The 26236-nt window shown below is 73.1% G+C and carries 21 protein-coding genes; 8 read left to right on the top strand and 13 right to left on the bottom strand.

Features of this window, described 5'->3' with window-relative positions; genetic code table 11:
- Positions 1 to 95: 95 nt before the first annotated feature.
- The 4 genes from whiA to uvrC are packed head-to-tail and all read right to left on the bottom strand — an operon-like array spanning position 96 to position 5093.
- Positions 96 to 1085, bottom strand: coding sequence for a DNA-binding protein WhiA (gene whiA, locus ACIGO8_RS21690; RefSeq protein ID WP_030205188.1), 990 nt, complete (start codon positions 1083 to 1085; stop codon positions 96 to 98).
- Positions 1076 to 2110 carry a uridine diphosphate-N-acetylglucosamine-binding protein YvcK gene (gene yvcK / locus ACIGO8_RS21685; protein WP_399732945.1) on the bottom strand — a complete coding sequence of 345 codons (1035 nt, stop codon included), beginning with the start codon at positions 2108 to 2110 and terminating at the stop codon, positions 1076 to 1078. Before yvcK ends, whiA begins: the two co-directional genes overlap by 10 nt.
- Entirely contained in the window at positions 2107 to 3105 is a 999-nt protein-coding gene (rapZ, locus tag ACIGO8_RS21680) for an RNase adapter RapZ (RefSeq protein WP_399732942.1), read from the bottom strand. The genes yvcK and rapZ overlap by 4 nt, the downstream gene beginning before the upstream one ends.
- Complete coding sequence (gene uvrC, locus ACIGO8_RS21675; protein WP_399732939.1) at positions 3102 to 5093, bottom strand: excinuclease ABC subunit UvrC; 1992 nt, start codon at positions 5091 to 5093, stop codon at positions 3102 to 3104. The genes rapZ and uvrC overlap by 4 nt, the downstream gene beginning before the upstream one ends.
- On the opposite strand from uvrC, the gene ACIGO8_RS21670 reads away from it, so the two are divergent.
- A complete protein-coding gene (locus ACIGO8_RS21670) occupies positions 5092 to 5913 on the top strand; it encodes an SDR family NAD(P)-dependent oxidoreductase (RefSeq protein WP_399732935.1) in 822 nt (273 codons plus the stop codon). The two genes, uvrC and ACIGO8_RS21670, sit on opposite strands and share 2 nt — an antisense overlap.
- A gap of 690 nt (positions 5914 to 6603) precedes the next feature.
- Here the strand turns inward: ACIGO8_RS21670 and ACIGO8_RS21665 are convergent.
- Together ACIGO8_RS21665 and ACIGO8_RS21660 are read right to left on the bottom strand one after the other, a co-directional pair.
- Positions 6604 to 7380 (bottom strand): hypothetical protein, encoded by a 777-nt coding sequence (locus tag ACIGO8_RS21665; protein ID WP_399732931.1) that lies wholly within the window; start codon positions 7378 to 7380, stop codon positions 6604 to 6606.
- Between the two features lie 5 nt (positions 7381 to 7385).
- Positions 7386 to 8039 (bottom strand): papain-like cysteine protease family protein, encoded by a 654-nt coding sequence (locus ACIGO8_RS21660; protein ID WP_399732928.1) that lies wholly within the window; start codon positions 8037 to 8039, stop codon positions 7386 to 7388.
- A gap of 234 nt (positions 8040 to 8273) precedes the next feature.
- On the opposite strand from ACIGO8_RS21660, the gene ACIGO8_RS21655 reads away from it, so the two are divergent.
- A complete protein-coding gene (locus ACIGO8_RS21655) occupies positions 8274 to 9203 on the top strand; it encodes a hypothetical protein (protein WP_399732926.1) in 930 nt (309 codons plus the stop codon).
- Between the two features lie 31 nt (positions 9204 to 9234).
- Here ACIGO8_RS21655 and ACIGO8_RS21650 read toward each other — a convergent pair whose 3' ends face one another.
- Positions 9235 to 9660 carry a Rieske (2Fe-2S) protein gene (locus ACIGO8_RS21650; RefSeq protein WP_399732924.1) on the bottom strand — a complete coding sequence of 142 codons (426 nt, stop codon included), beginning with the start codon at positions 9658 to 9660 and terminating at the stop codon, positions 9235 to 9237.
- A gap of 127 nt (positions 9661 to 9787) precedes the next feature.
- On the opposite strand from ACIGO8_RS21650, the gene ACIGO8_RS21645 reads away from it, so the two are divergent.
- Complete coding sequence (locus tag ACIGO8_RS21645) at positions 9788 to 10699, top strand: carbohydrate kinase (protein WP_399732921.1); 912 nt, start codon at positions 9788 to 9790, stop codon at positions 10697 to 10699.
- Between the two features lie 117 nt (positions 10700 to 10816).
- On the opposite strand, the gene uvrA is transcribed toward ACIGO8_RS21645, so the two are convergent.
- The gene (gene uvrA / locus ACIGO8_RS21640) at positions 10817 to 13843 is read right to left on the bottom strand and encodes an excinuclease ABC subunit UvrA (RefSeq protein ID WP_399732918.1); all 3027 of its coding nucleotides are present in this window, start codon (positions 13841 to 13843) and stop codon (positions 10817 to 10819) included.
- A 213-nt stretch (positions 13844 to 14056) separates the two neighbouring features.
- Here uvrA and ACIGO8_RS21635 point away from each other — a divergent pair, with 213 nt between their 5' ends.
- From ACIGO8_RS21635 to ACIGO8_RS21625, 3 genes are all read left to right on the top strand, one after another.
- Entirely contained in the window at positions 14057 to 14740 is a 684-nt protein-coding gene (locus ACIGO8_RS21635) for a maleylpyruvate isomerase family mycothiol-dependent enzyme (protein WP_399732915.1), read from the top strand.
- Between the two features lie 47 nt (positions 14741 to 14787).
- Positions 14788 to 15444 carry an MBL fold metallo-hydrolase gene (locus tag ACIGO8_RS21630; RefSeq protein ID WP_399732913.1) on the top strand — a complete coding sequence of 219 codons (657 nt, stop codon included), beginning with the start codon at positions 14788 to 14790 and terminating at the stop codon, positions 15442 to 15444.
- Between the two features lie 128 nt (positions 15445 to 15572).
- Positions 15573 to 16871 (top strand): MFS transporter, encoded by a 1299-nt coding sequence (locus ACIGO8_RS21625; protein WP_399733366.1) that lies wholly within the window; start codon positions 15573 to 15575, stop codon positions 16869 to 16871.
- 105 nt (positions 16872 to 16976) lie between these two features.
- Here the strand turns inward: ACIGO8_RS21625 and ACIGO8_RS21620 are convergent, their stop codons facing one another.
- The 5 genes from ACIGO8_RS21620 to ACIGO8_RS21600 form a co-directional block, all read right to left on the bottom strand.
- Positions 16977 to 17999 (bottom strand): TerC/Alx family metal homeostasis membrane protein, encoded by a 1023-nt coding sequence (locus ACIGO8_RS21620; protein ID WP_399732910.1) that lies wholly within the window; start codon positions 17997 to 17999, stop codon positions 16977 to 16979.
- Positions 18000 to 18221: 222 nt separating this feature from the next.
- On the bottom strand, positions 18222 to 20150 hold the full coding sequence (locus tag ACIGO8_RS21615; RefSeq protein WP_399732907.1) for a TerD family protein: 1929 nt from the start codon (positions 20148 to 20150) through the stop codon (positions 18222 to 18224).
- A 35-nt stretch (positions 20151 to 20185) separates the two neighbouring features.
- The gene (locus ACIGO8_RS21610; protein ID WP_399732904.1) at positions 20186 to 20764 is read right to left on the bottom strand and encodes a TerD family protein; all 579 of its coding nucleotides are present in this window, start codon (positions 20762 to 20764) and stop codon (positions 20186 to 20188) included.
- A 119-nt stretch (positions 20765 to 20883) separates the two neighbouring features.
- On the bottom strand, positions 20884 to 23016 hold the full coding sequence (gene uvrB, locus ACIGO8_RS21605; RefSeq protein WP_399732901.1) for an excinuclease ABC subunit UvrB: 2133 nt from the start codon (positions 23014 to 23016) through the stop codon (positions 20884 to 20886).
- Positions 23017 to 23160: 144 nt separating this feature from the next.
- On the bottom strand, positions 23161 to 24069 hold the full coding sequence (locus ACIGO8_RS21600) for an MHYT domain-containing protein (protein WP_399732898.1): 909 nt from the start codon (positions 24067 to 24069) through the stop codon (positions 23161 to 23163).
- Between the two features lie 159 nt (positions 24070 to 24228).
- Here ACIGO8_RS21600 and ACIGO8_RS21595 point away from each other — a divergent pair, with 159 nt between their 5' ends.
- Positions 24229 to 24792, top strand: coding sequence for a methylated-DNA--[protein]-cysteine S-methyltransferase (locus ACIGO8_RS21595; protein WP_399732896.1), 564 nt, complete (start codon positions 24229 to 24231; stop codon positions 24790 to 24792).
- A 134-nt stretch (positions 24793 to 24926) separates the two neighbouring features.
- Positions 24927 to 26234, top strand: a complete 1308-nt coding sequence (locus ACIGO8_RS21590; protein ID WP_399732893.1) for an MFS transporter — start codon at positions 24927 to 24929, stop codon at positions 26232 to 26234.
- Positions 26235 to 26236 lie beyond the last annotated feature (2 nt).

Genomic DNA, 26236 nt, shown 5'->3' with positions numbered 1-26236 from the left:
AGGGTGCCTGCGGCGCGCCGGAAAAGACACTGCCGATGCCTCAGAAAGGCACCGGCAGCGACGAGTTGAGCGGAAGCGGGGCTTCTGGCGGGGCGTCAGCCGACGAGGCTGTCGTCGAGCTCCTCCGTCAGGTTGGACTCGGTCCCGGGGATGCCCAGGTCCTGGGCCCGCTTGTCGGCCATGGCGAGCAGCCGGCGGATCCGGCCGGCCACCGCGTCCTTGGTGAGCGGCGGGTCGGCGAGCGCGCCCAGCTCCTCCAGGGAGGCCTGCTTGTGCTCCATGCGCAGCCGGCCGGCGGCGGCGAGGTGCTCGGGCACCTCCTCGCCGAGGATCTCCAGGGCGCGCTGCACCCGGGCGCCCGCGGCGACCGCGGCCCGGGCCGAGCGGCGCAGGTTGGCGTCGTCGAAGTTGGCGAGCCGGTTGGCGGTGGCGCGGACCTCGCGCCGCATCCGCCGCTCCTCCCAGGCGAGCACCGACTCGTGCGCGCCGAGCCGGGTGAGCAGGGCGCCGATGGCGTCGCCGTCGCGGACCACGACCCGGTCCACACCGCGGACCTCACGGGCCTTGGCGGCGATGGAGAGCCGCCGGGCCGCGCCGACCAGGGCGAGGGCGGCCTCGGGGCCGGGGCAGGTGACCTCCAGGGAGGAGGAGCGGCCCGGCTCGGTCAGCGAGCCGTGCGCCAGGAACGCGCCGCGCCACGCCGCCTCGGCGTCGCACGTGGCCCCGGAGACGACCTGCGGCGGCAGGCCCCGGATGGGACGGCCGCGGCCGTCCACCAGGCCCGTCTGGCGGGCCAGCTGGTCACCGCCCGCGACCACCCGGACCACGAAGCGCGAGCCGCGGCGCAGCCCGCCGGGCGCCATCACGATCAGCTCCGAGCTGTGCCCGAAGATCTCCAGGATGTCGCGCTTGAGCCGGCGCGCCGCCATCGCCGTGTCCAGCTCCGCCTCGATCACGATCCGGCCGCTCACCAGGTGCAGCCCGCCCGCGAACCGCAGGATCGACGAGACCTCGGCCTTCCTGCAGCAGGTCCGGGTGACGGGGAGCCGGGAGATCTCGTCCTTCACCGCTGCCGTCATCGCCATGGGCCGATCCTTCCATGCATCCGAAAAATACGGTCGTACGCGGCGGCCAACAGCTCCGGGTCGTGCTTCGGAGCGCCGTCGGGCCTGGCCACCGGCGCCAGCTCGACCGCGGCGCCGAGCCGCTTGGCGGCTTCGGCGAGGGGCTCTCTTGCCGACGCGTCGGGCACGGCGGCCTCGTCGGCCAGCACCACGTCCAGGGCGAGTTTAGGGGCGTGTCGTGCCAAAACCTCCAAATGACGCTGCGGGGAGAAGCCCTCGGTTTCTCCGGGCTGCGGCGCGAGGTTCAGCGAGAGCACCCGGCGCGCCTTGGTCTCCATCAGCGCGTCGAGCAGTTCGGGCACGAGCAGGTGCGGGATCACGGAGGAGAACCAGGAGCCGGGACCGAGGACCACCCAGTCGGCGTCCAGGACCGCGGCCACCGCCTCCGGCACCGCCGGCGGGTCGGCCGGCACCAGGTGCACGGACTGCACCTCGCCCGGCGTGAGCGCCACGGTGGCCTGGCCGCGCACGGTGTCCACGTCGTGCGGGCGGGCCGGGTCGTGCCCCTTGACCAGGGCCTGGAGCTCCAGCGGCACGGCGGACATGGGCAGCACCCGGCCGTGCGCGCCGAGCAGCCGGCCGACCAGGTCGAGCGCCTGCACCGGGTCGCCGAGCTGCTCCCAGAGGGCCACGATCAGCAGGTTGCCGACGGCGTGGCCGTGCATCTCGCCCTGGGACTGGAAGCGGTGCTGGATGACCCGGGCCCAGGTCTGGCCCCAGTCGTCGTCACCGCACAGCGCGGCGAGCGCCTTGCGGAGGTCTCCCGGGGGCAGCACGCCCAGCTCCTCGCGGAGCCGGCCGCTGGAGCCCCCGTCGTCGGCGACCGTGACCACGGCGGTCAGGTCGCCGGTGATGCGGCGCAGGGCGGCGAGGGAGGCCGACAGGCCCATGCCGCCGCCGAGCGCGACGACCTTGGGCTGGGCGCCGCGCCTGCGGAGCGTACGCCGCACCGAGAGGGTGGACGTGCGCCGGCGGTACGGCTTCACTCGCGCCCCATGTCCCGGTGCACGACGACGGTCTCGACGCCCTCCGAGGCGAGCCGGGCGGCCAGCTTCTCGGCGGTGGCCACGGAGCGGTGCTTGCCGCCCGTGCAGCCGACGGCGATCGTCACGTACCGCTTCCCCTCGCGGCGGTAGCCGGCGGCGATCAGCTGGAGCAGCTCGGTGTAGCGGTCCAGGAACTCCTTGGCACCGGGCTGGTTGTAGACGTAGTTGGAGACCTCCTCGTTGAGCCCGGTGAAGGGGCGCAGCTCGGGGACCCAGTGCGGGTTCGGCAGGAAGCGCATGTCGACGACGAGGTCGGCGTCGACCGGCAGGCCGTACTTGAAGCCGAAGGACATCACCGTGGCCCGCAGCTCCGGCTCCTCGTCCCCGGCGAACTGGGCGTCCATCTTGGCGCGCAGCTCGTGGACGTTGAGGCTGGAGGTGTCGATCACCAGGTCGGCGTCGCCGCGCAGCTCGCGCAGCAGGTCGCGCTCGGCGGCGATGCCGTCGACGATGCGGCCGTCGCCCTGCAGCGGGTGCGGGCGGCGGACCGACTCGAAGCGCCGGACCAGGGCCTCGTCGGAGGACTCCAGGAAGACGATCCGGCGGGTGACCTGCTTGGCGTCGAGGTCGGCGAGGGAGTCCTTGAGGTTGTCGAAGAACTGCCGGCCGCGGACGTCGACGACGACCGCGATCCGCGCCACGTTGCCCTGGGAGCGGGCACCGAGCTCCACCATGGTGGGGATCAGCGCGGGCGGCAGGTTGTCGACGACGAACCAGCCGAGGTCCTCCAGGCACTTCGCCGCGGTGGAGCGGCCGGCTCCGGACATGCCGGAGATGATCACCAGCTCGGGGATGGCCGCGTCGGCGTTGTTGTTGTCGCCGCCGGTCTCGCCGGCGGGCTCCGCCGTGCCCGTGTCCATGTCTGGTGCTCCGTCTTCGTACGCGTGGTGCTCGTCTTGCCGGTCGTGCCGGTCGTGCTCGTCGTGCGTGGTCATGCCGTCGTGCCCCCGTCGTCTTCCATGATCTCTCCTGTTGCCGTGTTCACGGCGGGCGCGGCCGGGGCCGCCTGCGCGAGGGCCACCGCCACGGCCTCCGCCGTCTTGCGGCCCATGCCGGGGACCTCGCAGATCTGCTCGATTGTCGCCTGCCGGAGCCGTTTGACCGAGCCGAAATGCTTGATGAGCGCTTGTTTCCGGGTGGCGCCGAGGCCGGGGACCGCGTCCAGGGGGCTGGTGCGGACCCGCTTGCTCCGCTTGGTCCGCTGGTAGCGGATGGCGAAGTCGTGAGCCGTGTCACGTACCCGCTGGAGGAGGTACAGGCCCTCGCTGGAGCGGGGCAGCACGACCGGGTCGTCGTCGCCGGGCAGCCAGACCTCCTCCAGACGCTTGGCGAGCCCGCAGACGGCCACGTCGTCGATGCCGAGCTCCTCCAGGGCGCGCCGGGCCGCCGCCACCTGCGGCCGGCCGCCGTCGACCACGACGAGCTGCGGCGGGTACGCGAAGCGCTTGGGCCGCCCCTCCTCGTCCCGGCCCTCGGCGCCGGTGTCCGCCGGGACCTCGCCGTCCACCCATTCGCCGGTCTTCTCCTTCTCGGCGAGATAGCGCCGGAAGCGGCGGCTGATCACCTCGTGCATGGACCGGACGTCGTCCTGGCCCTCGAAGCCCTTGATCTGGAAGCGGCGGTACTCGCTCTTGCGGGGCAGGCCGTCCTCGAAGACGACCATGGAGGCCACGACGTCCTCGCCCTGGAGGTGGGAGACGTCGAAGCACTCGATGCGCAGCGGCGCCGAGTCGAGGTCCAGGGCCTCGGCGATCTCCTCCAGGGCCCGGGACCGCGTGGTCAGGTCGCTGGCCCGCTTGGTCTTGTGCAGCACGAGCGCCTGCTGCGCGTTGCGCGCGACGGTCGCCATGAGGTCCTTCTTGTCGCCGCGCTGCGGGATGCGCAGCGAGACGTTCGAGCCGCGGCGGCCGGTGAGCCACTGCGAGACGGCGGCCGCGTCCTCGGGCAGCGCCGGGACCAGGACCTCCTTGGGGACCGCGTCGCCGCTCTCCTCGCCGTACAGCTGCTGGAGCGCGTGCTCGACGAGCCCGGCGGTGTCGACGGCCTCCACCTTGTCGGTCACCCAGCCGCGCTGGCCGCGCACCCGCCCGCCGCGCACGTGGAAGATCTGGACGGCGGCCTCCAGCTCGTCCTCGGCCAGCGCGATCAGGTCGGCGTCGGTGGCGTCGGCGAGCACCACCGCGTTCTTCTCCATGGCCTTGCGCAGCGCCTCTATGTCGTCACGCAGCCGGGCGGCCTTCTCGTACTCCATGTCCTCGGCCGCGATCATCATCTGCTTCTCCAGACGGCGCAGATACGTGCCGGTGCGTCCGGTCATGAAGTCGCAGAACTCCTCCGCCAGTTCGGCGTGCTCCTCCGGCGTGACCCGGCCGACGCAGGGCGCCGAGCACTTGCCGATGTAGCCGAGCAGACAGGGCCGGCCGGCGGAGGCGGCGTTGCGGAACACGCCCGCGGAGCAGGTGCGCACCGGGAAGACCCGCAGCAGCAGGTCGACCGTCTCGCGGATGGCCCACGCGTGCGCGTACGGTCCGAAGTAGCGCACGCCCTTCTTCTTGTGGCCGCGCATCACCTGGACCCGCGGGAACTCCTCGTTCAGCGTCACCGCCAGATACGGGTAGCTCTTGTCGTCCCGGTACTTGACGTTGAACCGGGGGTCGAACTCCTTGATCCAGGAATACTCCAGCTGCAGCGCCTCGACCTCGGTCGACACGACCGTCCACTCCACCGAGGCGGCCGTGGTCACCATCGTCGCGGTGCGCGGGTGCAGGCTCGCGAGCGGCTGGAAGTAGTTCGCCAGCCGCTGACGCAGGGACTTCGCCTTCCCGACGTAGATCACCCGGCGGTGCTCGTCGCGGAACTTGTAGACGCCCGGCGAGTCGGGGATCTGTCCCGGCCTGGGGCGGTAGCTGGAGGGGTCGGCCATGGTCCCCACCCTACTGGCGGGGACCGACACTCCGGCCGCGTCCGCTCGTTGGCCGGACATGGCGACGGAGACCTCAGGACGGCTCACGGACCGGGTGTGCGTGATCACGGGCGCGGCGAGCGGGATCGGGCGGGCGACAGCGCTGCGTTTCGCGGCGGAGGGCGCGCGGGTGGTGGCGGCCGACGTGGACGCGGAGCGGCTCGGCACGCTCGGCGACGGCGTGACGACGGTGACGGTGACCGGGGACGTCTCGGACGACGCCGACGCCCGCCGCATGATCGACACGGCGGTGGAACGCTTCGGCCGCCTGGACGTCCTGGTGGCCAACGCGGGCGTGATCCCGCTCCTCGACGTGACGGAGGCGAGCGCCGCCGACTTCGACCACGTGATGGCCGTGGACGGCCGCGGCATGTTCCTGACCTGCAAGTACGCGATCGAGGCCATGCGCGGCACGGGCGGCGGCGCGATCGTGTGCACCTCGTCGGTCTCGGGAGTGGCGGGCCAGGCCCGGCAGGCGGTCTACGGGCCGGCCAAGTTCGTGGCGACGGGTCTGACCAAGCACCTGGCGGTGGAGTGGGCGGCGCACGGGATCCGGGTCAACGCGGTCGCGCCGGGCACGATCGAGACCGAGCGGGTGGCCGCGGTACGCGACGAGCCGGGCGGCGCGGCGTATCTCGACACGGTCGCGGGCGCGCACCCGATGGCGCGTTTCGGGCGGCCGGAGGAGGTGGCGGCGGCGATCCTGTTCCTGGCGTCGGAGGAGGCGTCCTTCATCACCGGCGCGATCCTCCCCGTCGACGGCGGCTACCTGGCGCAGTGACCCCCGCCCCCTGTCCCGCCCGCCGCCGGCGCCGGGCCCCTGCATTCCGCCGGGGCGGCGCCCCCCGCCACCCCCGTTGCGGCCCTTCGCCCCGCCGGGCCGGCGCCCTTCGCCGTCCGCCCGTTGCGGGCCTGCGTTCCGCCGGGACGGTGCCCACCGCCACCCCCGTTGTGGGCATTCGTTCCGCTGGGGCGGAACGGGTGGGCACAACGGACGGCGCCCCTTGCCGGGCCTAGGCTTCCGCGCCCTGACCCGCACCACAGGTGCGGCGCGCTCCGGGTGCGGGTTCAGGCGCAGGTGCGGAACGCGCCCGCAAGGGCGCCGTCCCGTGTGCCCACCCGTCCCGCCCCAGCGGGACGAATGCCCACACGGAGGCGGACCCGGCGCGCCGCGCAAGCAAGCGCAGCCCGCACGGGGCGCGGGGCGGCCCCGGAGGGTGGGCACCGCCCCGGCGGGACGAATGCCCACACGGGCGCGGGGCGAGGGCGCCGCGCCTGCGGGCGCAGGCCACGCGGGGCGGGGCGAAGGCCCCGGGGCCGCGGGGCGGGCCCGGAGGGTGGGCACCGCCCCGGCGGGACCAATCCCCACGCGGGCGCAGCCCGCGCGAGGGCCGGGCCCGCACGGGGCGCGAGGCCCACGGGGCGTCAGCGGGCGCAGCCCCCGCGCGGGGGGCGGGCCCGCGGGTGGGGGTCAGGTGCGGCGGCGGCGGTGGTGGAGGGCGGGGAGGGTCACGGCCAGGAGGAGGGCCGCACCCGCACCCGCCGCCACCCCCACCCCGCTCCCCGACTCCTCACGCGCCGCCCCCGCCGCGTATCCCCCCGCCGCCCCCGTCCTCGCATACGCCGACCCCGGCAGCTTGTCCCCGTACGCCCTGCCGACCCGTTCGCGGTACGCCGCCAGGCTCACGCCGTTCTTGCCCACCGCCCGCACCGCGTCCTCGTCCAGCGGCAGCACCTTCGCGCCCTTCTGGACGTACCACGCGTCGATCTGCGGCTCCCGGAACACGGTCCCGTCGGGCAGCGTCCGCCGGCCCTGCTCGGTGTAGCGGAGCTCGTCGTCGCCGGTGGCGATGTTCACCACCTGCCAGCCGCCGGCCTGCCGGACCGTCCACAGCGAGGCGGTCTGCCCGTCGGCCGCGACCGCCTTGCTGGCGTGGAACTCCACGCGGGCCACCGGCGCGCCCGGCTTGCCGGCCACGAAGTCCGGGGACAGGATCCGCACCGGGACGGAGGTGCCCTCGATGCGGGGCTTCGCCGCCGTGCGGGCGAGCGCGCCGTCGCGGGCGAAGAAGCGGGCGAGGGTGTCGAGGGTCTGCGGCGCGGCCACCGCCTGCTCGGGGCTCGGCGCGGTCGGCAGCGGCTCGGCCGCCCGGGCCGGGACGGCGCCGAGGGCCACGAGCGCGGCGGCGCCCAGCAGACCCGCACCCGTGGCACGTATACGTCGGTTGCGTCCGTCGCGTCGGTTCATCGCCGTCACGCCCCGATCCGGTAGAGCGAGTGGGTCCAGGAGAAGGAGCTGTTGTTCACGTACCAGGCGTGCGAAGCCCAGTTGTAGCGGTCGCTCGACGGCCAGGGATCGCCCCAGTAGACCCAGCTGTTGGCGTCGTCGTAGCCGTACACCACGTGCATGTGGCCGCCGCCGCTCGCCCACTGGATCCGTGTCTCGATCGGGCGGTTGGCGTTGATCTCGGTCTGCACGGTGGAGTAGCGCAGCCAGCCGTCCACGTACGAACCGGGGTTGATGCCCGCCCAGCTCAGGCCGTTCTGGACGTTGCCGAGGGTGGCCTGCCAGTTGGGGCAGTCGTAGCCCTGCTGGCGGCCGAAGGCGGCGTTGCAGAACTGGTTCTGGCTGTAGCCGCGGCCGAACCAGGTGGCGATGGTGTTGCCGGCGCCGGCCCAGCACCAGTTGGTCTTCTGCTGCGCCTGCATGGTGATGTTCAGCCGCTTGGCGGCGTACGTCGAGCCGGTGGAGCCGGTGGAGCCCGTCGAGCCGGTGGAGCCGGTGGAGCCCGTCGAGCCGGTGGAGACGTGCTCGCCGGCCGGCGCGGCGGACGCCGAGGGCACGGCGGGGACGAGCAAGAGGGCGGCGGCCGCGACGAGTGCCGCGAGGCCCTTTCTGGTGCGCATCGCGTTCCTCCCGGTGTGGGGATGTGGGGAGTTGGAGGAGAGGAGCGCGTCCGGACGCTGGTCAGGAGCATCGGGCGTTGTCCGGATCGGGTCAACACGCTTCAATGCGGGGTGACGGCGAGCTGTGAACGGTGTGACCCGGGTGTGAACGGCCGTCCCCGGTCCACCTGCCCGCCCTCCGGGGCGGCCGCGTGCTCCGCCTCCCCTGCCGTGAACGTTCACTGAGGAGTCCTCGTGGGCCACACCGAGGCCGATCTGGCGCAACTGCTGCACACGGGCCCGTTCCACCTGGCGCTGCGCACGGCGCTGGCGGTGCGCGGGCTGCCGCTCCAGCGGGTCCAGCACCATCTGGCGCACCGGGGCGTGAAGGTGGGCGTGACGTCGCTCAGCTACTGGCAGCAGGGCGCCCGCCGGCCGCAGCGGCCCGAGTCGCTGAAGGCGGTCCGGGCCCTGGAGGAGGTGCTGCAGCTGCCGGGCAACTCGCTGATCCGGCTGCTGACGGAGGACTCCGCCGCCCGCGCCGAGGTGGAGCGGCCGGCGACCCGCTCGTACCGCTCGCTCGTCGAGGCCTCCGGCGTGGTGGAGGAGCTGCTGGCCGAACTGGAGTGCCCGACGGACGGCGGGCTGCACACGGTGGGGCACCAGGAGCGGGTGCGGATCGGGCCGGGCCGCGAGCTGCTCGGGCGGGAGTCGCAGCACGTGGTGCGGGCGCACCGGGACGGGATCGACCGCTATCTGGCGATCCACCGGGGCGATCCGGAGTGCGACCCGTCCCGGGTGGAGGTGCTGGCGACCGAGAACTGCCGTACGGGGCGGGTGCGGCGGCACGCGGCGACCGGCGTGCTGGTCGCGGAGCTGCTGTTCGACACCCGGCTGCGGGCCGGGGACACCTACGTCTTCTCGTACGGCTTCGAGGACGGCACGGGCGGTCCGAGCCGGGAGTACGTGCGCGGGTTCAGCTTCGCGGGCGGGCAGTACGTGCTGCAGGTCCGCTTCGACGAGGCGGCGCTGCCGGTGCGCTGCCGGCGGTTCGCGCAGGCGTCGACGGGTGCGCCGCGCGGCGGCCGGGCCGAGCTGACGCTGAGCGGCCGGCACCGCGCGGTGCACCTCGTGGAGCAGGGAGTGCGCCCGGGGATCCTGGGCATTGAGTGGGACTGGGCCTGACGGCCGCCCGGGCCGCGGTCCGCTCCGCCCTCTAGGCGTTCGGGCCGGCGATCAGCCTGCCGTTCTCGACGCGGACCGGGACCTCGGGGAGCGGCACGGTCGCCGGGCCCTGGACGGCCTTGCCGGTGGCCACGTCGAAGCGGCTGCCGTGGCAGGGGCAGTTGCCGTGGTTGTCCTCGATCTTGTCCAGGACGCAGCCGGCGTGGGTGCACTGGGCGCTGAAGGCCTTGTACTGGCCCTTGGCCGGGCAGTGCACCAGGAGCCGCTGCTCGCGGTAGAGCTTGGCGCCGCCGACGGGGATCTCCTCGGGCGCGCCGAGGGTGACCGGGGCGGTCGGCGTGGGGTCCTGGGCGTGGCCGAGCTTGGAGTCGGTGGAGCAGGCGGCGACACCCAGCCCGGCGGCGCCGGCGAGGGCGGCGCCTTTCAGTACGGTGCGGCGGGTGGACTGGCCGGACATGAGCGCTCCACGGTCGGGTCGGGGACAAGGCGTCCCCAGAGGGGACCGAACCGACGATACCGGCGCTGCCGCGGGCGGCAGCGGCGGGGCCTGTCGTCCCGGGCGGCCATGGGTTACGTTCCGGTACGTGATCGTCGTCGCCGGTGAGTCCCTGATCGACCTGGTCCCCGACGGGGCGCCGGGCCCCTTGTCCCCGCTGCTGCCGCGCCCGGGCGGCGGCCCGTACAACACGGCGGTGGCCCTGGGGCGGCTCGGCGCGGACGTGGCCTTCTGTTCGCGGGTGTCGACGGACGCCTTCGGCGAGGCCCTGGTGGAGGGCCTGCGGGCGGCGGGAGTGGCGACCGGCGCGGTCCAGCGGGGTCCCGAGCCGACGACGCTGGCGGTGGCCTCGGTGGGCCCGGACGGCTCCGCGCGCTACGGCTTCTACGTGGAGGGCACGGCGGACCGGCTCTTCGCGCTGCCGGAGCGGCTGCCGGACGGTGTCCGGGCGGTGGCCTTCGGGACCTGCTCGCTGGTCCTGGAGCCGGGCGCGAGCGCGTACGAGGCGCTGTTGCGGCGCTCGCACGCGGAGGGCGTCTTCACCCTGCTCGACCCGAACGTCCGGCCGGGCCTGATCCCGGACGCCGCGGCCTATCGCGAGCGGTTCGCGGGCTGGCTGCCGTACGTCTCGCTGCTGAAGCTCTCGGAGGAGGACGCGGCCTGGCTGGGCGGCGGCCCGGAGGAGTGGCTGGCGGCCGGGCCGGCGGCGGTGGTCCTGACCCGGGGCGCGGAGGGACTGAGCGTCTTCACGCGCTCGTACGAGGTGTCCGTCCCGGCCGTGCGGGTGCCGGTGGTGGACACGATCGGTGCGGGCGACACGGTGAACGCGGCCCTGCTGCACGGTCTGCACGGCCGGTACGGGCCGGCCGGACGGCCGGTGGGCGGCCTGGGCCGGGAGGACTGGCAGCGGCTGCTGTCGTTCGCGGCCCGGGCGGCGGCGGCCACCTGCACGCGGGCGGGCGCGGAGCCTCCGTACGCGCACGAGCTGGGCGACGGCTGAGGGGCGCCCCGCATCGGGGCGCCCCTGGAGCGGGCCGGCCGGGCCTGGCCTAGCCGGTCAGGCCGGTCGAGCCGGTCGCGGCGGCGGTCAGGCCTTGCGGGCCGGTCGCGGCGGCGGTCAGGCCTTGCGGGCCCTGGTGGCCGTCTTCTTGGCGGGTGCGGCCTTCTTGGCGGCGGTCTTGGCCGCCGTCTTCCTGGCCGGCGCCGCCTTCTTGGCCGGCGCCTTCTTGGCCGCCGCCTTCTTGGCCGCGCCGCCGTTCCTCGGGCTGCGCGCGGCCGGGATCGACGCGTCGCTGACCCGCTCGGCGCCCAGGATCTCGCGGAGGAACTTGCCGGTGTGGCTGGCCGGCACCGAGGCGACCTCCTCGGGCGTGCCCTCGGCGACGACCAGGCCGCCGCCGCTGCCGCCCTCGGGACCCATGTCGATGACCCAGTCCGCGGTCTTGATGACGTCCAGGTTGTGCTCGATGACGATCACCGAGTTGCCCTTGTCGACCAGGCCGGACAGGACCTTGATCAGCTTCGAGATGTCCTCGAAGTGGAGGCCCGTGGTCGGCTCGTCCAGGACGTAGACCGTGCGGCCCGTGGAGCGCTTCTGCAGCTCGGAGGCGAGCTTGACGCGCTGGGCCTCGCCGCCGGAGAGGGTCGGCGCGGACTGGCCGAGCCGGACGTAGCCCAGGCCGACCTCGGTCAGCGTCCGCAGGTGGCGGGCGATGGTCGGGACGGCCTCGAAGAAGTCGAGCGCCTCCTCGATCGGCATGTCCAGCACCTCGGCGATGGACTTGCCCTTGTAGTGGACCTCCAGGGTCTCCCGGTTGTACCGGGCGCCGTGGCAGACCTCGCACGGGACGTAGACGTCCGGGAGGAAGTTCATCTCGATCTTGATCGTGCCGTCGCCGGAGCAGTTCTCGCAGCGGCCGCCCTTGACGTTGAAGGAGAAGCGGCCGGGCAGATAGCCGCGGACCTTGGCCTCCATCGTCTCCGCGAAGAGCTTGCGGACGTGGTCGAAGACGCCGGTGTAGGTCGCCGGGTTCGACCGCGGGGTGCGGCCGATGGGCGACTGGTCGACGTGCACGACCTTGTCGACGAGGTCGTCGCCGTCCACGCGCGTGTGCCGCCCGGGCACCGACCTGGCGCCGTTCAGCTCGCGCGCGAGGTGGGTGTAGAGGATGTCGTTGACCAGGGTCGACTTGCCGGAGCCGGAGACGCCGGTGACCGCGGTGAGGACGCCCAGCGGGAAGGACACGTCGATGTCCTGCAGGTTGTTCTCGCGGGCGCCGTGCACGGTGAGGCGGCGGCCGGGATCCGCGGGGCGGCGAATGTCCGGCGTCTCGATGGCCCGGCGGCCGGACAGGTACTGCCCGGTCATCGACTCCTTGTTGGCGAGGAGCTCCTTCAAGGGCCCGGAGTGGACGACCTTGCCGCCGTGCTCGCCGGCGCCGGGGCCGATGTCGACGACCCAGTCGGCGACCTTGATGGTGTCTTCGTCGTGCTCGACCACGATCAGCGTGTTGCCCATGTCGCGCAGTCGCACCAGGGTCTCGATGAGCCGGTGGTTGTCGCGCTGGTGCAGGCCGATGGACGGCTCGTCCAGGACGTAGAGCACGCCGACCAGGCCGGAGCCGATCTGGGTGGCGAGCCGGATGCGCTGGGCCTCGCCGCCGGAGAGGGTGCCGGCGGCCCGGTTGAGCGAGAGGTAGTCCAGGCCGACGTCGACCAGGAAGCGCAGTCGCTCGTTGACCTCCTTGAGGACCCGCTCGGCGATCTTCTTGTCGCGGGCGCTCAGGGTCAGCCGGCCGAGGAACTCGGCGCAGTCGCTGATCGACATCGCGGAGACCTCGGCGATGGACTTGTCCATCACGGTGACCGCGAGCACGATCGGCTTCAGGCGGGTGCCCTCACAGGTCGGGCAGGGCACCTCGCGCATGTAGCCCTCGAAGCGCTCGCGGCTGGAGTCGCTCTCGGCCTCGCTGTGCCGCCGCTTGACGAAGGAGACGGCGCCCTCGAAGGCGGGCGTGGTGTAGGCGCGCTCGCGCCCGTACCGGTTGCGGTAGCGGACCTCGACCTGGGTCTTGTGGCCGTACATCAGGGCCTTCTTGGCGCGCTGCGGCAGCCCGGCGTACGGGATGTCGGTGCGGAAGCCGAGGGCCTGGGAGAGGCCGCCGATGAGCCGGCCGAAGTACTCCCTGGTGTGGCCGTGCGACCACGGGTGGATGGCGCCCTCGTCGAGGGACTTCTCCTCGTCGGGGACGACCAGCTCGGGGTCGACCTCCATGCGGGTGCCGATGCCGGTGCAGTCCGGGCAGGCGCCGAAGGGCGAGTTGAAGGAGAAGGAGCGCGGCTCCAGCTCCTCGAAGGACAGGTCGTCGTACGGGCAGTAGAGGTGCTCCGAGTACATCCGCTCGCGCTCGGGGTCGTCCTCGGGCAGGTCGACGAAGTCGAGCACGACCATGCCGCCGGAGAGGCCGAGCGCGGTCTCCACCGAGTCGGTGAGCCGGCGCTTGGCGCTGTCCTTGACGGTGAGGCGGTCGACGACCACCTCGATGGTGTGCTTCTCCTGCTTCTTCAGGGTCGGCGGCTCGCTGAGCTGGATCGTCTTCCCGTCGACCCGGGCGCGGCTGTAGCCCTTGGTCTGGAGGTCGGCGAAGAGGTCGACGAACTCGCCCTTGCGCTCGCGCACCAGCGGCGACAGGACCTGGAAGCGGCTGCCCTCGGGCAGCTCCAGGACCTTGTCGACGATGGCCTGCGGCGACTGGCGGGAGATCGGCCGGCGGCACTCGGGACAGTGCGGCTTGCCGATGCGGGCGAAGAGCAGACGGAGGTAGTCGTAGACCTCGGTGATGGTGCCGACCGTCGAGCGCGGGTTGCGCGAGGTCGACTTCTGGTCGATGGAGACCGCGGGCGACAGACCTTCGATGAAGTCGACGTCCGGCTTGTCCATCTGGCCGAGGAACTGACGGGCGTAGGAGGAGAGCGACTCGACGTACCGGCGCTGCCCCTCGGCGAAGATCGTGTCGAACGCGAGGGAGGACTTGCCCGACCCGGAGAGCCCGGTGAAGACGATGAGGGAGTCACGCGGGAGGTCGAGCGAGACGTTCTTGAGGTTGTGCTCGCGAGCGCCACGGACGATGAGACGGTCGGCCACGCCGGTCCGCACCTTTCTTGAGAGAGCGGATGTGCCTGAACACCCAACAACCAAGGATGCCGGATGCTTCCATCGAGCTTATAGCACGCACATTCGATTTCCGGACTCTCGCCACCCGCTTCACCCGAACGAGTGGCGGCGCCGGGACGTCCGCCCAGGTCGGAGCCCCGGAGGCCTGGCCCGACGCGGCCGACACCCCCTAGGGTCGGCGGCATGATCGACCATCTGCGTGACATCGCCTCCGTGCGCGAGGCGACCGACCGGCTGCTCACCGCGGCCGCCTCCTGGGACAACGCCACCGTGACCGGACCGTCACGGCTTCCGGGCTGGACCCGCGGCCACGTCCTGACCCACCTCTCCCGTAACGCCGACGCCCTCGTGAACGTTCTCCAGGGCCTGCCGATGTACAAGGACGCCGAGAGCCGCGACGCCGACATCGAGCACGGCGCCGGCCGCCCGCTCGACGCCCAGCTCGCCGACCTGCGCGCCACCGCCGACCGCTTCGAGGAGGTGTGCCGCGAGCCCGCCGACTGGGAGCGCACCGTGGAGCTGCGCAACGGCGTCACCGACCGGGCCGCGCGGGTGCCCTTCCGCCGCTGGGTCGAGGTGGCCCTGCACCACGTCGACCTCGGCGTCGGCTACGAGCTGGAGGACCTCCCGGACGAGTTCACCGAGCGGGAGATCGTGTTCCTCGCCGACCGCTGGTCCGGACTGGAGAGCGTACCCGCGACGGTCCTGAGGTCGGACGACGGCCGGAGCTGGCGCACCGGCGGCGACGCCGGCGGCGTCACCGTCACGGGCCCCGCCCCGGAGCTGCTGGGCTGGCTCGCCGGCCGCCGCGACGGCGCGGGCCTGTCCACCGAGGGCGGCCCGCTGCCCCAACTTCCCCCGCTCTAGCCGTCGCTGCGGCCGCCGTGGCCGGTGGGCGGAGCTAGGCTGAGGCCATGACGTACAGCGGAGCGGTGAAGGTCGGCGGACCTGCGGACGTGCACGAGCTGAGCGAGCTGATGATCTCGAAGGTCGCGGTCGGCCCGATGGACAACAACGCCTATCTGCTGCGCTGCCGGGCGACCGGCGAGCAGCTGCTGATCGACGCGGCCGACGAGGCCGGCACCCTGCTCACGCTGATCGGTGACGACGGCATCGCGTCCGTCGTCACCACCCACCGGCACGGCGACCACTGGCAGGCCCTGGCCGAGGTGGTCGCGGCCACCGGCGCCCGCACCTACGCGGGTGCGTACGACGCCGAGGGCATTCCGGTCGGCACGGACGAGCTGGTGGAGGACGGCGACACGATCACCGTGGGCCGGGTCGCGCTCACCGCCCGCCGGCTCGTCGGTCACACGCCCGGCTCGATCGCGCTGATCTACGACGACCCGCACGGCCACCCGCACGTCTTCACCGGCGACTGCCTCTTCCCGGGCGGCGTCGGCAACACGCGGAAGGACCCGGAGGCCTTCGCGAGCCTGCTCCACGACGTGGAGACCAAGCTGTTCGACGTGCTGCCGGACGAGACGTGGATCTATCCGGGCCACGGCCGGGACACCACCCTCGGTGACGAGCGCCCGCACCTCGCGGAGTGGCGCGAGCGCGGCTGGTGACCTGCGGCGGCCGCAGGTGACCCGCGAGCGCCGCCGGTGAGACCCCGCGCCTCCGCACGCCCCCGTAACCCGGACGGCGGACGGGTAGTTGGCGCGACATGCACTCCAGTCACTCTCCGTCGCCGTCGATGGGGCGGCTCGCCGCCGCCTCGCTCGTCGGCACGGCCATCGAGTTCTTCGACTTCTTCGTCTACGGGACGGCGGCCGCGCTCGTCCTCGGACCGCTCTTCTTCCCGACCTTCTCCCCCGTCGCCGGGACCCTGGCGGCCTTCGGCACCTTCGCCGTCGGCTTCCTGTCCCGGCCGGTCGGCTCGGTCGTCTTCGGCCACGTCGGCGACCGCTACGGGCGGCGGCCGGTCCTCTTCGCCTCGCTGCTGCTGACCGGCTGCGCCACGGTGGCGGTGGGCTGCGTGCCCACGTACGAGACGCTCGGCGTCGCCGCGCCGGTGCTGCTGCTCGTGCTGCGCTTCCTGCAGGGCCTCGGCCTGGGCGGCGAGTGGGGCGGCGCGGTGCTGCTGACCGCCGAGCACGCGCCCGAGGGGCGGCGCGCGCTGTGGGCGAGTTTCCCGCAGATCGGCCCGGCGGTCGGCTTCCTGCTGGCCAACGGCGTGATGCTGGCGCTGACGGCCGGCCTCGGCGACGCGGAGTTCCGGTCCTGGGGCTGGCGGGTGCCGTTCTGGGCGGCGGGGCTGCTGGCCGCCGCCGGTCTCGGCCTGCGCTCCTCGCTGGCGGAGAGCCCGCGCTTCGAGGAGCTGGCCGCCGAGGGGCGGCGGGCCCGGGCGCCGCTGGCGGAGGTGGCGCGCGAGCACTGGCGGCTGGTGCTGCTCACGGCGGGCGCGCTGGCCGTCGGCTACGCCGTCTTCTACACGGTCTCCACCTGGGCCCTGGCCTACGGCACCGAGCGGCTCCGCGTGCCCAGCACGGTGATGCTGACGTGCGTGATGGCGGCGGTGGCGGTCAAGGGAGCGGTGACGCCGTTCGTGGCGATGCTGGGCGACCGCTACGGGCGGCGGACGCTGTGCCTGGCGGGCTGCGCGGCCTCGGCCCTGTGGATGTTCCCGATGGTGGCGCTGCTGCACACCGCGCGGCCGTGGCTGATGTTCCTGGGTTTCCTCGGCTCGATGCTGGCGTTCATCACGATGTTCGCGGTGGTGGCCGCGTATCTGCCGGAGCTGTACGAGCCGCGGGTGCGCTGCACGGGCGCGGCCGTCGGCTACAACCTGGCGGGTGTGCTCGGCGGGGCGCTGACGCCCGTGGTGGCGACGGCCGTCTCGGACGGCGGCTCGGGGCCGCCGTGGGGCGTGGCCGCCTATCTCACGGTGGTGGCGCTGGTGAGTCTGGGCTGCTTCGCGCTCCTGCCGGAGACCCTGCCGGGCCGCCCGGCGGCACCGGCCTTGGAGTCCGAGCCCGCCCCGGAACCGGCGTAGGGCGGCGGGCTCGGGACGGGCTCGGGACGCGCGAGGGGCCGGTGCGGGCGGCTGTGCCACCCGCACCGGCCCCATGGCTCCGCGTGCGGCCCCGCGGGCCTGGCGTCAGGCCTGGACGGCGTCCTTCTCCGGTTCGCCGCTCTGGGCGGCCGGGGCGGCCTTTTCGGCCTCGGCGGCCTCGCGCTGCGCCTGCTTCCTGGAGGCGACGAGGCTGGTGATCGTGGTGACGACCAGGACGCCGCAGATGACGGAGAGCGAGAACGGGACGGAGATCTCCGGGACGTGCACCCCGGACTCGTGCAGGGCGTGCAGCACCAGCTTCACGCCGATGAAGCCGAGGATCACCGACAGGCCGTAGCTGAGGTGGACCAGCTTCTTGAGCAGGCCGCCGATCAGGAAGTACAGCTGGCGCAGACCCATCAGGGCGAAGGCGTTGGCGGTGAAGACGATGTAAGGGTCCTGGGTGAGGCCGAAGATCGCCGGGATGGAGTCGAGGGCGAACAGCACGTCGGTGGTGCCGATCGCGAGCATGACGACCATCAGCGGCGTCAGCACCCGCTTGCCGTTGGTGCGGATGAAGAGCTTGGTGCCGTGATAGCGGTCGGCGACGCCGAACTTCCTCTCGACCGACTTGAGGAGACGGTTCTCCTCGAACTCTTCCTCCTCCTCGTCGGAGCGGGCCTCCTGGATGAGCTTCCAGGCGGTGTAGATCAGGAAGGCGCCGAAGAGGTAGAAGACCCAGGAGAAGCTGGTGATGATCGCCGCTCCGGCGGCGATGAAGATCGCGCGGAGCACCAGGGCGATCAGCACGCCCACGAGCAGCACGCGCTGCTGGAGCTGGGACGGCACCGCGAACTTCGCCATGATCAGGACGAAGACGAAGAGGTTGTCGACGCTCAGCGACTTCTCGGTGATGAAGCCGGCGAAGAACTCGCCGGACGCCTGGCTGTTGCCGAAGAACAGCAGGCCGAGGCCGAACAGAGCGGCGAGGACGATCCAGACGACCGTCCAGATGCCTGCTTCCTTGACCGACACGTCATGGGGCTTGCGCCCGATGAAGAAGTCGATCGCGATCAGGGCGCCCAGACCGAGAACGGTCAGCACCCACAAGGTCGTCGAAACGTCCATTGCGCCTCCGGCGTCGTACGGCTCACATCAGCGTCGTCGCTGCCGGAGGTCTCTTCCACCCGGGAATGGTCCGGGCCGGCGCCCCGGGATCAGGTGTCCGACCTGTCCGTATTGACGGGTACGCCGCGCCATGGGGAGTACTCCCCTCCGCACCAAGAAGATTACCCGAAGAACCAAGGAAAGGTAAAGAGAAGGGTAAAGCGACTCCAAAACCGCAGGTCATCAAGGGTGCGAGGGTGAGGACCTCCGCGCCTCTGCGATCCGGGCGAGCACCTGCCGGAGGACGTCGCTGCCCGCCGGGAAGACCGGCGGCTCGTACGTCCAGGCGTGGCCGACCCACGGGTCCGCCAGGTGGTCGTCGGGCACCGGCGTGAGACGCAGGAGCGAGCGCCACAGCGGGTCGAGCACCGGCCCGTACGCCGCCGCGTCGGCCCGGTCCGCGACCATCAGGAGATGGGTGCCGACCGCCGGTCCCTCGTCGGCCAGGTAGCGCAGCCGGTTGACGGCGCGGTCGTCGAAGCCGTGCGGGAAGTCGTGCACGATCAGGAGTTCCTGGGCGGTGTCCAGGCCGGGCGGCAGGTCCTCGGATGCCCCGGCCCGCTGGGCCATCTGGAGCAGGTCGACCCGCTCGGTGAGCTGCGCCAGGACGGCCGAGACACCGGCCGCTCCGGCGGCCGGCGGGCCGGTGAGGACGCCCGCCTCCACGAGCGGGGCGAAGGCGCCCGCGCCGGCGCCCGCCGCGTCGATCACCCGCACCCGGAAGGTGTGGGGCGGGTGCACGGCCAGCAGCCGCACCGCGTGCGCGACGGCGCTGTCCAGGGCGAGGTGGCGCAGCTCGGCCTCGTCGAGCAGGGCGGCCGCCTCCGAGTGGCCGCGGCCGCTGTCCACCCACAGGCCGCGGCTGAGCGGAAGGTGGGCCAGGAACGGGATGCGCAGCCCGGTCCGCTCGGGCAGGTGCAGGTCGCCCAGGCGGACGGCCGGCGGTGCCTCGGTGGGGACCTGGTGGGCGTGCCAGACGGGGTTGTCCCAGCGGGCGTAGGCGGGCGGCAGCGCGGGCTCGACCACCTCGGCCTCGGCGGTGAGCTGGGCGAGATCGCGGTCCAGGGCCTCCTGGGCGCGGGCGGTGAGCTCGTCGTGCCGGGCCTTGGCCGCGGCGCGGGCGGCGTCGCCGGCGCCGCCGATCCGGGTGCGCGGGTCGGACAGGGCCCGGTCGATCTCCTGGTCGAGCCGGGACTCCGCGAACTGGCAGGCGCTGCGGTAGGCGGCGACGGTCCGGGCCAGGTCCTCGAACATGCCCCACACCTGGTTGTAGAGCCGCTCGTCCATCGACCAGCCGGTGGCGTCACCGGCGACGGGCGTCGGGTACGCGTCCGGGGCGGCGTCCTGCGGTGCGGGCGGTGCGGCCGGCGCGGGGTCCTGGGCGGCCGCGGAGGCCGGGCGCCGGCCCGGGTGGGTGTAGTCGATGGGACCGCCGGCCGCGGCGGCCGGGGCCGCGGACGCGGGTGGAGGCGATGCGGGCGCCGGGGCGGGCGCCGGGGCCGTCCGGCGGACGTGGTCGGTCTCGGGAAGGCGCGGCGGCGGGGCCGCGACCGAGCGGGCCAGGCTGCGGGAGACGGCTTCCAGGACCGAGCCGGCGAGCTCGGCGGCACCGTCGAGGCCCTGGTCGGCGAGGAGCGCGGCGAGCCCGCCCTCGTATCCCTGGCCGACGGCCCGGACCTTCCAGGTGCCCTGGCGGCGGTACAGCTCCAGGGCGACGAGCGCCGACTCGCGGTCGAGGCCGGTGATCGTGTAGTCGGCGACCGCGGTGCCGTCGGGTGCGGTGACGGTGACGACGGGTGCGGCCGAGGCGCCGAAGCGGGTGGGGCCGTCCGTGCCGACGGGCAGGGCGAGCAGCACGGAGAGGCGGTGGACGGAATCCCGCACCGCCTCCAGGTCGACGGCGAGCCGGTGCCGGGCGGCGGCCTGCCGGGGCACCTCGACACCGGGCAGCGCGGCGGCGCCCGGGTGGGCGAGGGCCTCGGCGCCCGCGATCCGTCCCTCCGCGTCACCGAGGGTGGCCGCGGCGAGGACCGGATGACCGGCCGAGACCCGGATCTCCAGGCGGGTGTGGGGCAGGGGGTGGTTCTGCCCCCGGACCAGCTCGGCGGTCATCTGCTCCGTCTCTCCGTACGTGCGAACGTCGTGTCTTAAAGGACCGGGAAGATGGACGGCATCAGGTCCTGGAAGGTGCGGCCGTCGGCCGGGTTGCCCAGGGCCGTCATCTGCCAGCCGGAGCCGGCCCGGTGCACCTTCGCCATGATCTGGGCGGTGTACGCGCCGCCGCCGTTGAGCGTGTAGCGGGCGAGCTCCTGGCCGTTGGTCTCGTCCACGAGGCGGCAGAACGCGTTCTGCACCTCCTGGAAGGTCTGGCCGGTGAAGGAGTTCACGGTGAAGACGATCTGGTCGATGTGGACCGGGACCCGCTGGAGGTCCACCAGGATCGCCTCGTCGTCGCCGCCCTGGCCGACGCCGCCGACCAGGTTGTCACCGGTGTGGCGGACGGAGCCGTCGTCGCTGACCAGGTGACGGAAGAAGACCACGTCGACCGGCTGCTTGTCGGCGAAGAGGACGGCGGAGGCGTCCAGGTCGATCTCACGCGTGCGCGAGCCGAACAGGCCGCGGCGGGGCGCCGCCTGCCAGCCGAGACCCATCCGCACGGAGGTGAGGCTGCCTCCGTCCTTCTTCTCCAGGCTGATGGCCTGCCCCTTGGTCATGTTGACCGTCACGCGCTGCCCCTCTCATCGGTGTGAGCAGCACCCTACGCAGGGGCACCGACAACGGGCGCGGAGAGGCCCGGTTTTGTGTCGGTCTTGCAACACACCGGGCCGTCACCGCGCGGCCGCCGTCAGGCCAGGCCCGCCTCCTTCATCTGGCGGAGCTCCTTCTTCAGTTCGGCCACCTCGTCGCGCAGCCGGGCGGCCACCTCGAACTGCAGCTCGGCGGCGGCGGCCTTCATGCGGTCGGTCATCTCCTCGATGACACCGGCCAGTTCGGTGGCCGGACGCTCGCCGAGCTCGAGGGTCGCGCCCGCCTTCGCGGCCTTGCCCTTCGGGGCGTGGGCGGCCAGCGAGGGGACCGGGGACTTGGCGCCCTTGCCGTCCTTGCCCTGGCGGTACCCGGTGCCGAGCAGCTCCTCGGTGTCGATCTCCTCGCGCGCGATGGTCGCGACGATGTCGTTGATCTTCTTGCGCAGCGGCTGCGGGTCGATGCCGTGGGCCTTGTTGTAGGCGACCTGCTTCTCGCGGCGCCGGTTGGTCTCGTCGATGGCCTGCGCCATGGCGGGCGTGACCGTGTCGGCGTACATGTGGACCTGGCCGGAGACGTTGCGCGCGGCGCGGCCGATGGTCTGGATGAGCGAGGTGCCGGAGCGCAGGAAGCCCTGCTTGTCGGCGTCGAGGATGGCGACGAGCGACACCTCGGGCAGGTCGAGGCCCTCACGGAGCAGGTTGATGCCGACCAGGACGTCGTACTCGCCGGAGCGCAGCTCGCGCAGCAGCTCGATCCGGCGCAGGGTGTCGACGTCGCTGTGCAGATAGCGGACCTGGATGCCGAGTTCCAGGAAGTAGTCGGTGAGGTCCTCGGCCATCTTCTTGGTGAGGGTGGTGACGAGGACCCGCTCGTCGCGCTCGGTGCGCAGCCGGATCTCGTGCACCAGGTCGTCGATCTGGCCCTCGGTGGGCTTGACGACGACCTCGGGGTCGACGAGGCCGGTGGGACGGATGATCTGCTCGACGAAGCCGTCCGAGCGGGACAGCTCGTACGTGCCGGGGGTGGCGGAGAGGTAGACGGTCTGGCCGATCCGCTCCTGGAACTCCTCCCACTTCAGCGGGCGGTTGTCGAGCGCCGAGGGCAGCCGGAAGCCGTGGTCGACGAGGGTCCGCTTGCGGGAGGCGTCGCCCTCGTACATGGCGCCGATCTGCGGGACGGTGACGTGCGACTCGTCGATGACGAGTAGGAAGTCCTCGGGGAAGTAGTCGAGGAGGGTGTTGGGCGGGGAGCCGGGCTGCCGGCCGTCGAAGTGCATCGAGTAGTTCTCGATGCCGGAGCAGGAGCCGATCTGGCGCATCATCTCGATGTCGTAGGTGGTGCGCATGCGCAGCCGCTGGGCCTCCAGGAGCTTGCCCTGCTTCTCCAGCTCGGCGAGGCGCTGCTCCAGCTCGCGCTCGATGTCGTTGACGGCCCGCTCCATTCGCTCGGGGCCGGCGACGTAGTGGCTGGCGGGGAAGACGTACAGCTGCCGGTCGTCGCTGATGACCTCGCCGGTGAGCGGGTGGAGCGTGGACAGCGCCTCGATCTCGTCGCCGAACATCTCGATGCGGACGGCGAGCTCCTCGTAGACCGGGAAGATCTCGATCGTGTCGCCGCGGACCCGGAACGTGCCGCGGCTGAACGCCAGGTCGTTGCGCGTGTACTGGATGTCGACGAAGCGGCGCAGCAGCTGGTCGCGGTCGATCTCGTCGCCCACCCGGAGGGAGACCATCCGGTCCACGTACTCCTGCGGGGTGCCGAGGCCGTAGATGCAGGAGACGGAGGCGACCACGACGACGTCGCGGCGGGTGAGCAGCGAGTTGGTGGCGCTGTGGCGCAGCCGCTCGACCTCCTCGTTGATGGAGGAGTCCTTCTCGATGTAGGTGTCCGACTGCGGGACGTACGCCTCGGGCTGGTAGTAGTCGTAGTACGAGACGAAGTACTCGACCGCGTTGTTGGGCAGGAGCTCGCGGAACTCGTTCGCCAGCTGGGCGGCCAGGGTCTTGTTCGGCGCCATCACCAGGGTGGGCCGCTGGAGCTTCTCGATCATCCAGGCGGTGGTCGCCGACTTGCCGGTGCCGGTGGCGCCGAGCAGCACGACGTCCTTCTCGCCGGCGCGGATGCGCCGGTCGAGGTCGGCGATGGCCGCCGGCTGGTCGCCGCTGGGCTGGTAGGGGCTGACGACCTCGAAGGGCGCCACCGTACGTTCGATCTTGGAAACGGGCCGCATGGATCCACCGTACGACCCGGCACCGACAGTCGGGAGCGGACCGGTCCGGCGGCGGGCTCCGGGGCCGGTCGCGGGCCCGCCGCCGAGCAGGTCGTGAGCGGGGTGGTGAGCGGGGGGGCGTGAGCCGGTCGTACGGCTCCGCCGTCACCAGTCCTGGGAGCGGTACGCCTCGCGGTGGGCGGCGCGGCGGCCGGAGCGGGCGGCGGGCCGGACGGAGGACCAGTTCGCGGGCTCCCCGTAGGCGGCGGCGCGGCGGGGCGCGGGCACGCCGGGCGCGCCGTGGCGGTAGCCGCCGCGCAGGTCGGGCTTCTGCCAGTCGGGCTCGCCCATGACGAGCAGCGGGTCGAACATGACCACGACGGCGGCGAGCAGCAGGAAGACGCCCGGTCCGACCAGCATGGGCAGCAGGAGCGAGGTGGCGCTGTCCCCGGTGCCGTGGGCGGGCGTGCCGTGCAGCCGGACGTCGACGGCCGCCATGGCGGTGTAGTGCATGCCGCTGACGGCGAGTCCCATGACGAGGCTCGCGCCGAGGCTGGCCAGGAAGCCGTGCACGGAGACGGCGGCCCACAGGGCGGCGGTGGCGGCCACGACGGCGATGACGACGGAGAGCGCGACGGTGAGGGTGTCGTACTCGATCCGGCCGTGGAACCGCATGCCGGCCATGCCCAGGTAGTGCATGGTGGCGACGCCGAGTCCGGTGATCGTGCCGCCGGTGACCAGGGTCAGCGCGGTGGCGCCGCGGTAACCGACGATGAAGATGCCGATGCCGACCATCACGACGGCGACGCCGAGGCTGGCGAAGGTGATGGGGCGGTCGTAGCTGATCGGGGCCTGCCGGACGGAGAAGCCCATCATGGCGATGAAGTGCATGGTCCAGATGCCGGTGCCGATGGAGGTGGCCCCGAGCGCGAGCCAGCCCGCCTTGAAGCTGTCGCGGTGGCGCAGGGATCTGGTGGTGCAGCGCAGCCCGAGCGCGCCGCCGAGGCAGGCCATGAGAAAGGCCGCCACGGGCGTGACGAGGCCGTAACTGAATCCGTCGACCGTGCCCTGCATGAGCGTCTGTCCTCCACCCCTGGTGCAGCAACGTCGTCCGAAAACAGTCGGTACCGCTGAGTAGTGCTACCGGATTATGGCGCCCGGCGGGGCCCTCGGGCCATGAGGTCCGGGAATTGGGCCGCCGCGTTGTCGGTGCCGGGGCGTACGGTGATCGGCATGGGACACGAGAAGCCGGAGGCGGGGCGCACGGCGGTGCGCGTGGAGTGGGCCGTGGTGCCCAGTCCCGTCGGTCCGTTGCTGCTGGCCGCGACGGAGCGGGGTCTGGTGAGCGTGGTCTTCCACGCCGACGGGCGGGTGCGCGAGCGGGCCCTGGAGCGGCTGGCCGGGGTGCTCGGCGCGGAGCTGGTGGAGAGCGCGACGGGCCGGCTGGCCGAGCCGATACGGCAGCTCGGGGCCTATTTCGGCGAGAGCCTGCGGAGCTTCGACGTCAAGCTGGACTGGTCGCTGGTGACCGGATTCAACCGCCAGGTGCTGCGCGAGCTGGCCGACGGCGTCCCGTACGGGACGGTGGTCGGGTACGGGGAGCTGGCCCGGCGGGTCGGGCAGCCGACGGCGGCGCAGGCGGTGGGCTCGGCGATGGGTGCCAATCCGCTGCCCGTGGTGGTGCCGTGCCACCGGGTCATCGAGAGCGACGGCGGGATCGGCGGCTTCGGCGGCAACCTGGAGACGAAGCGGAGACTGCTCGCGCTGGAGGGCGTGCTGCCCGAGCCGCTGTTCTGAGGCGGGCGGCCGGGCGAACGGGCGGCCTGGCGAGCGGGCGGAGGAGCGGCCGGGCGAGCAGGCGCGGGGGCATGGCGGCCGGCCGGTGGACGAGGGACGTTCCCACGGTGTGGGAAGGCTGGCACTATGCGTAAGTGACCACTAGCCCCGGCGCCCCTGACGCGCTCGTGCCGACCGCGATATCCGTTCCCGTCTCCCCCGCCGGGCTTCCCGCCCTGCGCCGCCGGATACAGGCGGTGCTGATCGCCACCCAGATCCTCGGCGGCCTCGGCATCGCCATCGGGGTCGCGCTCGCCGCGGTCCTCGCCAAGGACGTCAGCGGCACGGAGGCGCTCTCCGGGCTCGCGTCGACCGCCACGGTGGCCGGGCCCGCGCTGCTCGCGATGCCGCTCGCCTCGCTGATGGGCCGCCGCGGGCGGCGCTCCGGGCTGGTCCTCGCCTATCTCGTCGGCGCGCTCGGCGCCGGGATCGTGGTGTTCGGCGCGGTCGTCGGCAGCTTCCCGCTGCTCCTGGCCGGTCTGGTCTGCTTCGGCGCCGGTTCCTCGGCCAACCTCGCCGCCCGGTTCGCCGCCGCCGACCTCGCCGAGCCCGACCGGCGGGCCCGGTCCATCTCCACCGTGGTGTGGGCCACCACCATCGGCGCCGTCCTCGGCCCCAACGTCGCCGCGCCCGCGGGCGAGAGCGTCTCCGGGCTCGGCGTCCCGGCGGCGGCCGGCCCCTTCGTCTGGGCGTCCGGCGTGTTCCTGGTCTCCGCCGTCATGGTGGCGCTGCTGCTGCGGCCCGACCCGCTGCTGACCGCCCGCGCCCTCGCCGGCCCGGAGGAGGCCGCGGCGGCCGACGGCCGCTCCCTGAAGGCCGGGATGCGGGCGGTGCGGGAGTCCTCCCGGGCCCGGCTCGCCCTGGTGACGGTGGCCGGCTCGCACACCGCGATGGTGTCGATCATGTCGATGACACCGGTCGCGCTCGGCCACCACGGCGCGGACATCCGGCTGATCGGCCTGGTCATCAGCGGCCACATCGCCGGCATGTACGCGTTCTCGCCGGCGATGGGCTGGCTGTCGGACCGGCTCGGACGGCTGACGGTGATCGGCCTCGCCGTCGCGCTGATCGCGGTGGCGGCGCTGCTCGCCGGCACCGCGGGCGCCAGTCACGGGCAGACCGCGCTCGGCCTCTTCGTCCTGGGCCTCGGCTGGTCGGCCGGCCTCGTGTCGGGCTCGGCGCTGCTGACCGACTCCGTGCCGCAGGCGGCCCGGGCGGCCGTCCAGGGCCTGTCGGACTTCATCATGAACACCTCGGCCGGCCTGGGCGGTCTCGCCGCCGGCCTGATCGTCTCCCAGGCCGGCTACGGCTGGCTGAACGTGGTCGGGGCCTGTCTGCTGCTGCCGATGACGCTGCTTGCGGTCCGGGGCGCGCTGCGGCGGGACGTGACGGACGCGGTCTGAGG

Source organism: Streptomyces sp. NPDC053493 (genome assembly GCF_044544825.1).
Classification (GTDB): domain Bacteria; phylum Actinomycetota; class Actinomycetes; order Streptomycetales; family Streptomycetaceae; genus Streptomyces.
The sequence above is the reverse complement of the archived record's forward strand: the minus strand, read 5'-3'. Positions and strand labels throughout refer to the sequence as shown.

Bases quoted from the DNA above. Each gene is read 5' to 3' on its own strand.
- ACIGO8_RS21595 (WP_399732896.1), top strand. From the start codon at position 24,229: ATGGGACACGAGAAGCCGGAGGCGGGGCGCACGGCGGTGCGCGTGGAG.
- ACIGO8_RS21620 (WP_399732910.1), bottom strand. From the start codon at position 17,999: ATGGACGTTTCGACGACCTTGTGGGTGCTGACCGTTCTCGGTCTGGGC.
- ACIGO8_RS21670 (WP_399732935.1), top strand. From the start codon at position 5,092: ATGGTCCCCACCCTACTGGCGGGGACCGACACTCCGGCCGCGTCCGCT.
- ACIGO8_RS21615 (WP_399732907.1), bottom strand. From the start codon at position 20,150: ATGACCGCCGAGCTGGTCCGGGGGCAGAACCACCCCCTGCCCCACACC.
- ACIGO8_RS21650 (WP_399732924.1), bottom strand. From the start codon at position 9,660: ATGTCCGGCCAGTCCACCCGCCGCACCGTACTGAAAGGCGCCGCCCTC.
- uvrB (WP_399732901.1), bottom strand. From the start codon at position 23,016: ATGCGGCCCGTTTCCAAGATCGAACGTACGGTGGCGCCCTTCGAGGTC.
- rapZ (WP_399732942.1), bottom strand. From the start codon at position 3,105: ATGACCACGCACGACGAGCACGACCGGCACGACCGGCAAGACGAGCAC.
- ACIGO8_RS21635 (WP_399732915.1), top strand. From the start codon at position 14,057: ATGATCGACCATCTGCGTGACATCGCCTCCGTGCGCGAGGCGACCGAC.
- whiA (WP_030205188.1), bottom strand. From the start codon at position 1,085: ATGGCGATGACGGCAGCGGTGAAGGACGAGATCTCCCGGCTCCCCGTC.
- ACIGO8_RS21600 (WP_399732898.1), bottom strand. From the start codon at position 24,069: ATGCAGGGCACGGTCGACGGATTCAGTTACGGCCTCGTCACGCCCGTG.
- ACIGO8_RS21660 (WP_399732928.1), bottom strand. From the start codon at position 8,039: ATGCGCACCAGAAAGGGCCTCGCGGCACTCGTCGCGGCCGCCGCCCTC.
- ACIGO8_RS21625 (WP_399733366.1), top strand. From the start codon at position 15,573: ATGGGGCGGCTCGCCGCCGCCTCGCTCGTCGGCACGGCCATCGAGTTC.
- uvrC (WP_399732939.1), bottom strand. From the start codon at position 5,093: ATGGCCGACCCCTCCAGCTACCGCCCCAGGCCGGGACAGATCCCCGAC.
- ACIGO8_RS21665 (WP_399732931.1), bottom strand. From the start codon at position 7,380: ATGAACCGACGCGACGGACGCAACCGACGTATACGTGCCACGGGTGCG.
- ACIGO8_RS21630 (WP_399732913.1), top strand. From the start codon at position 14,788: ATGACGTACAGCGGAGCGGTGAAGGTCGGCGGACCTGCGGACGTGCAC.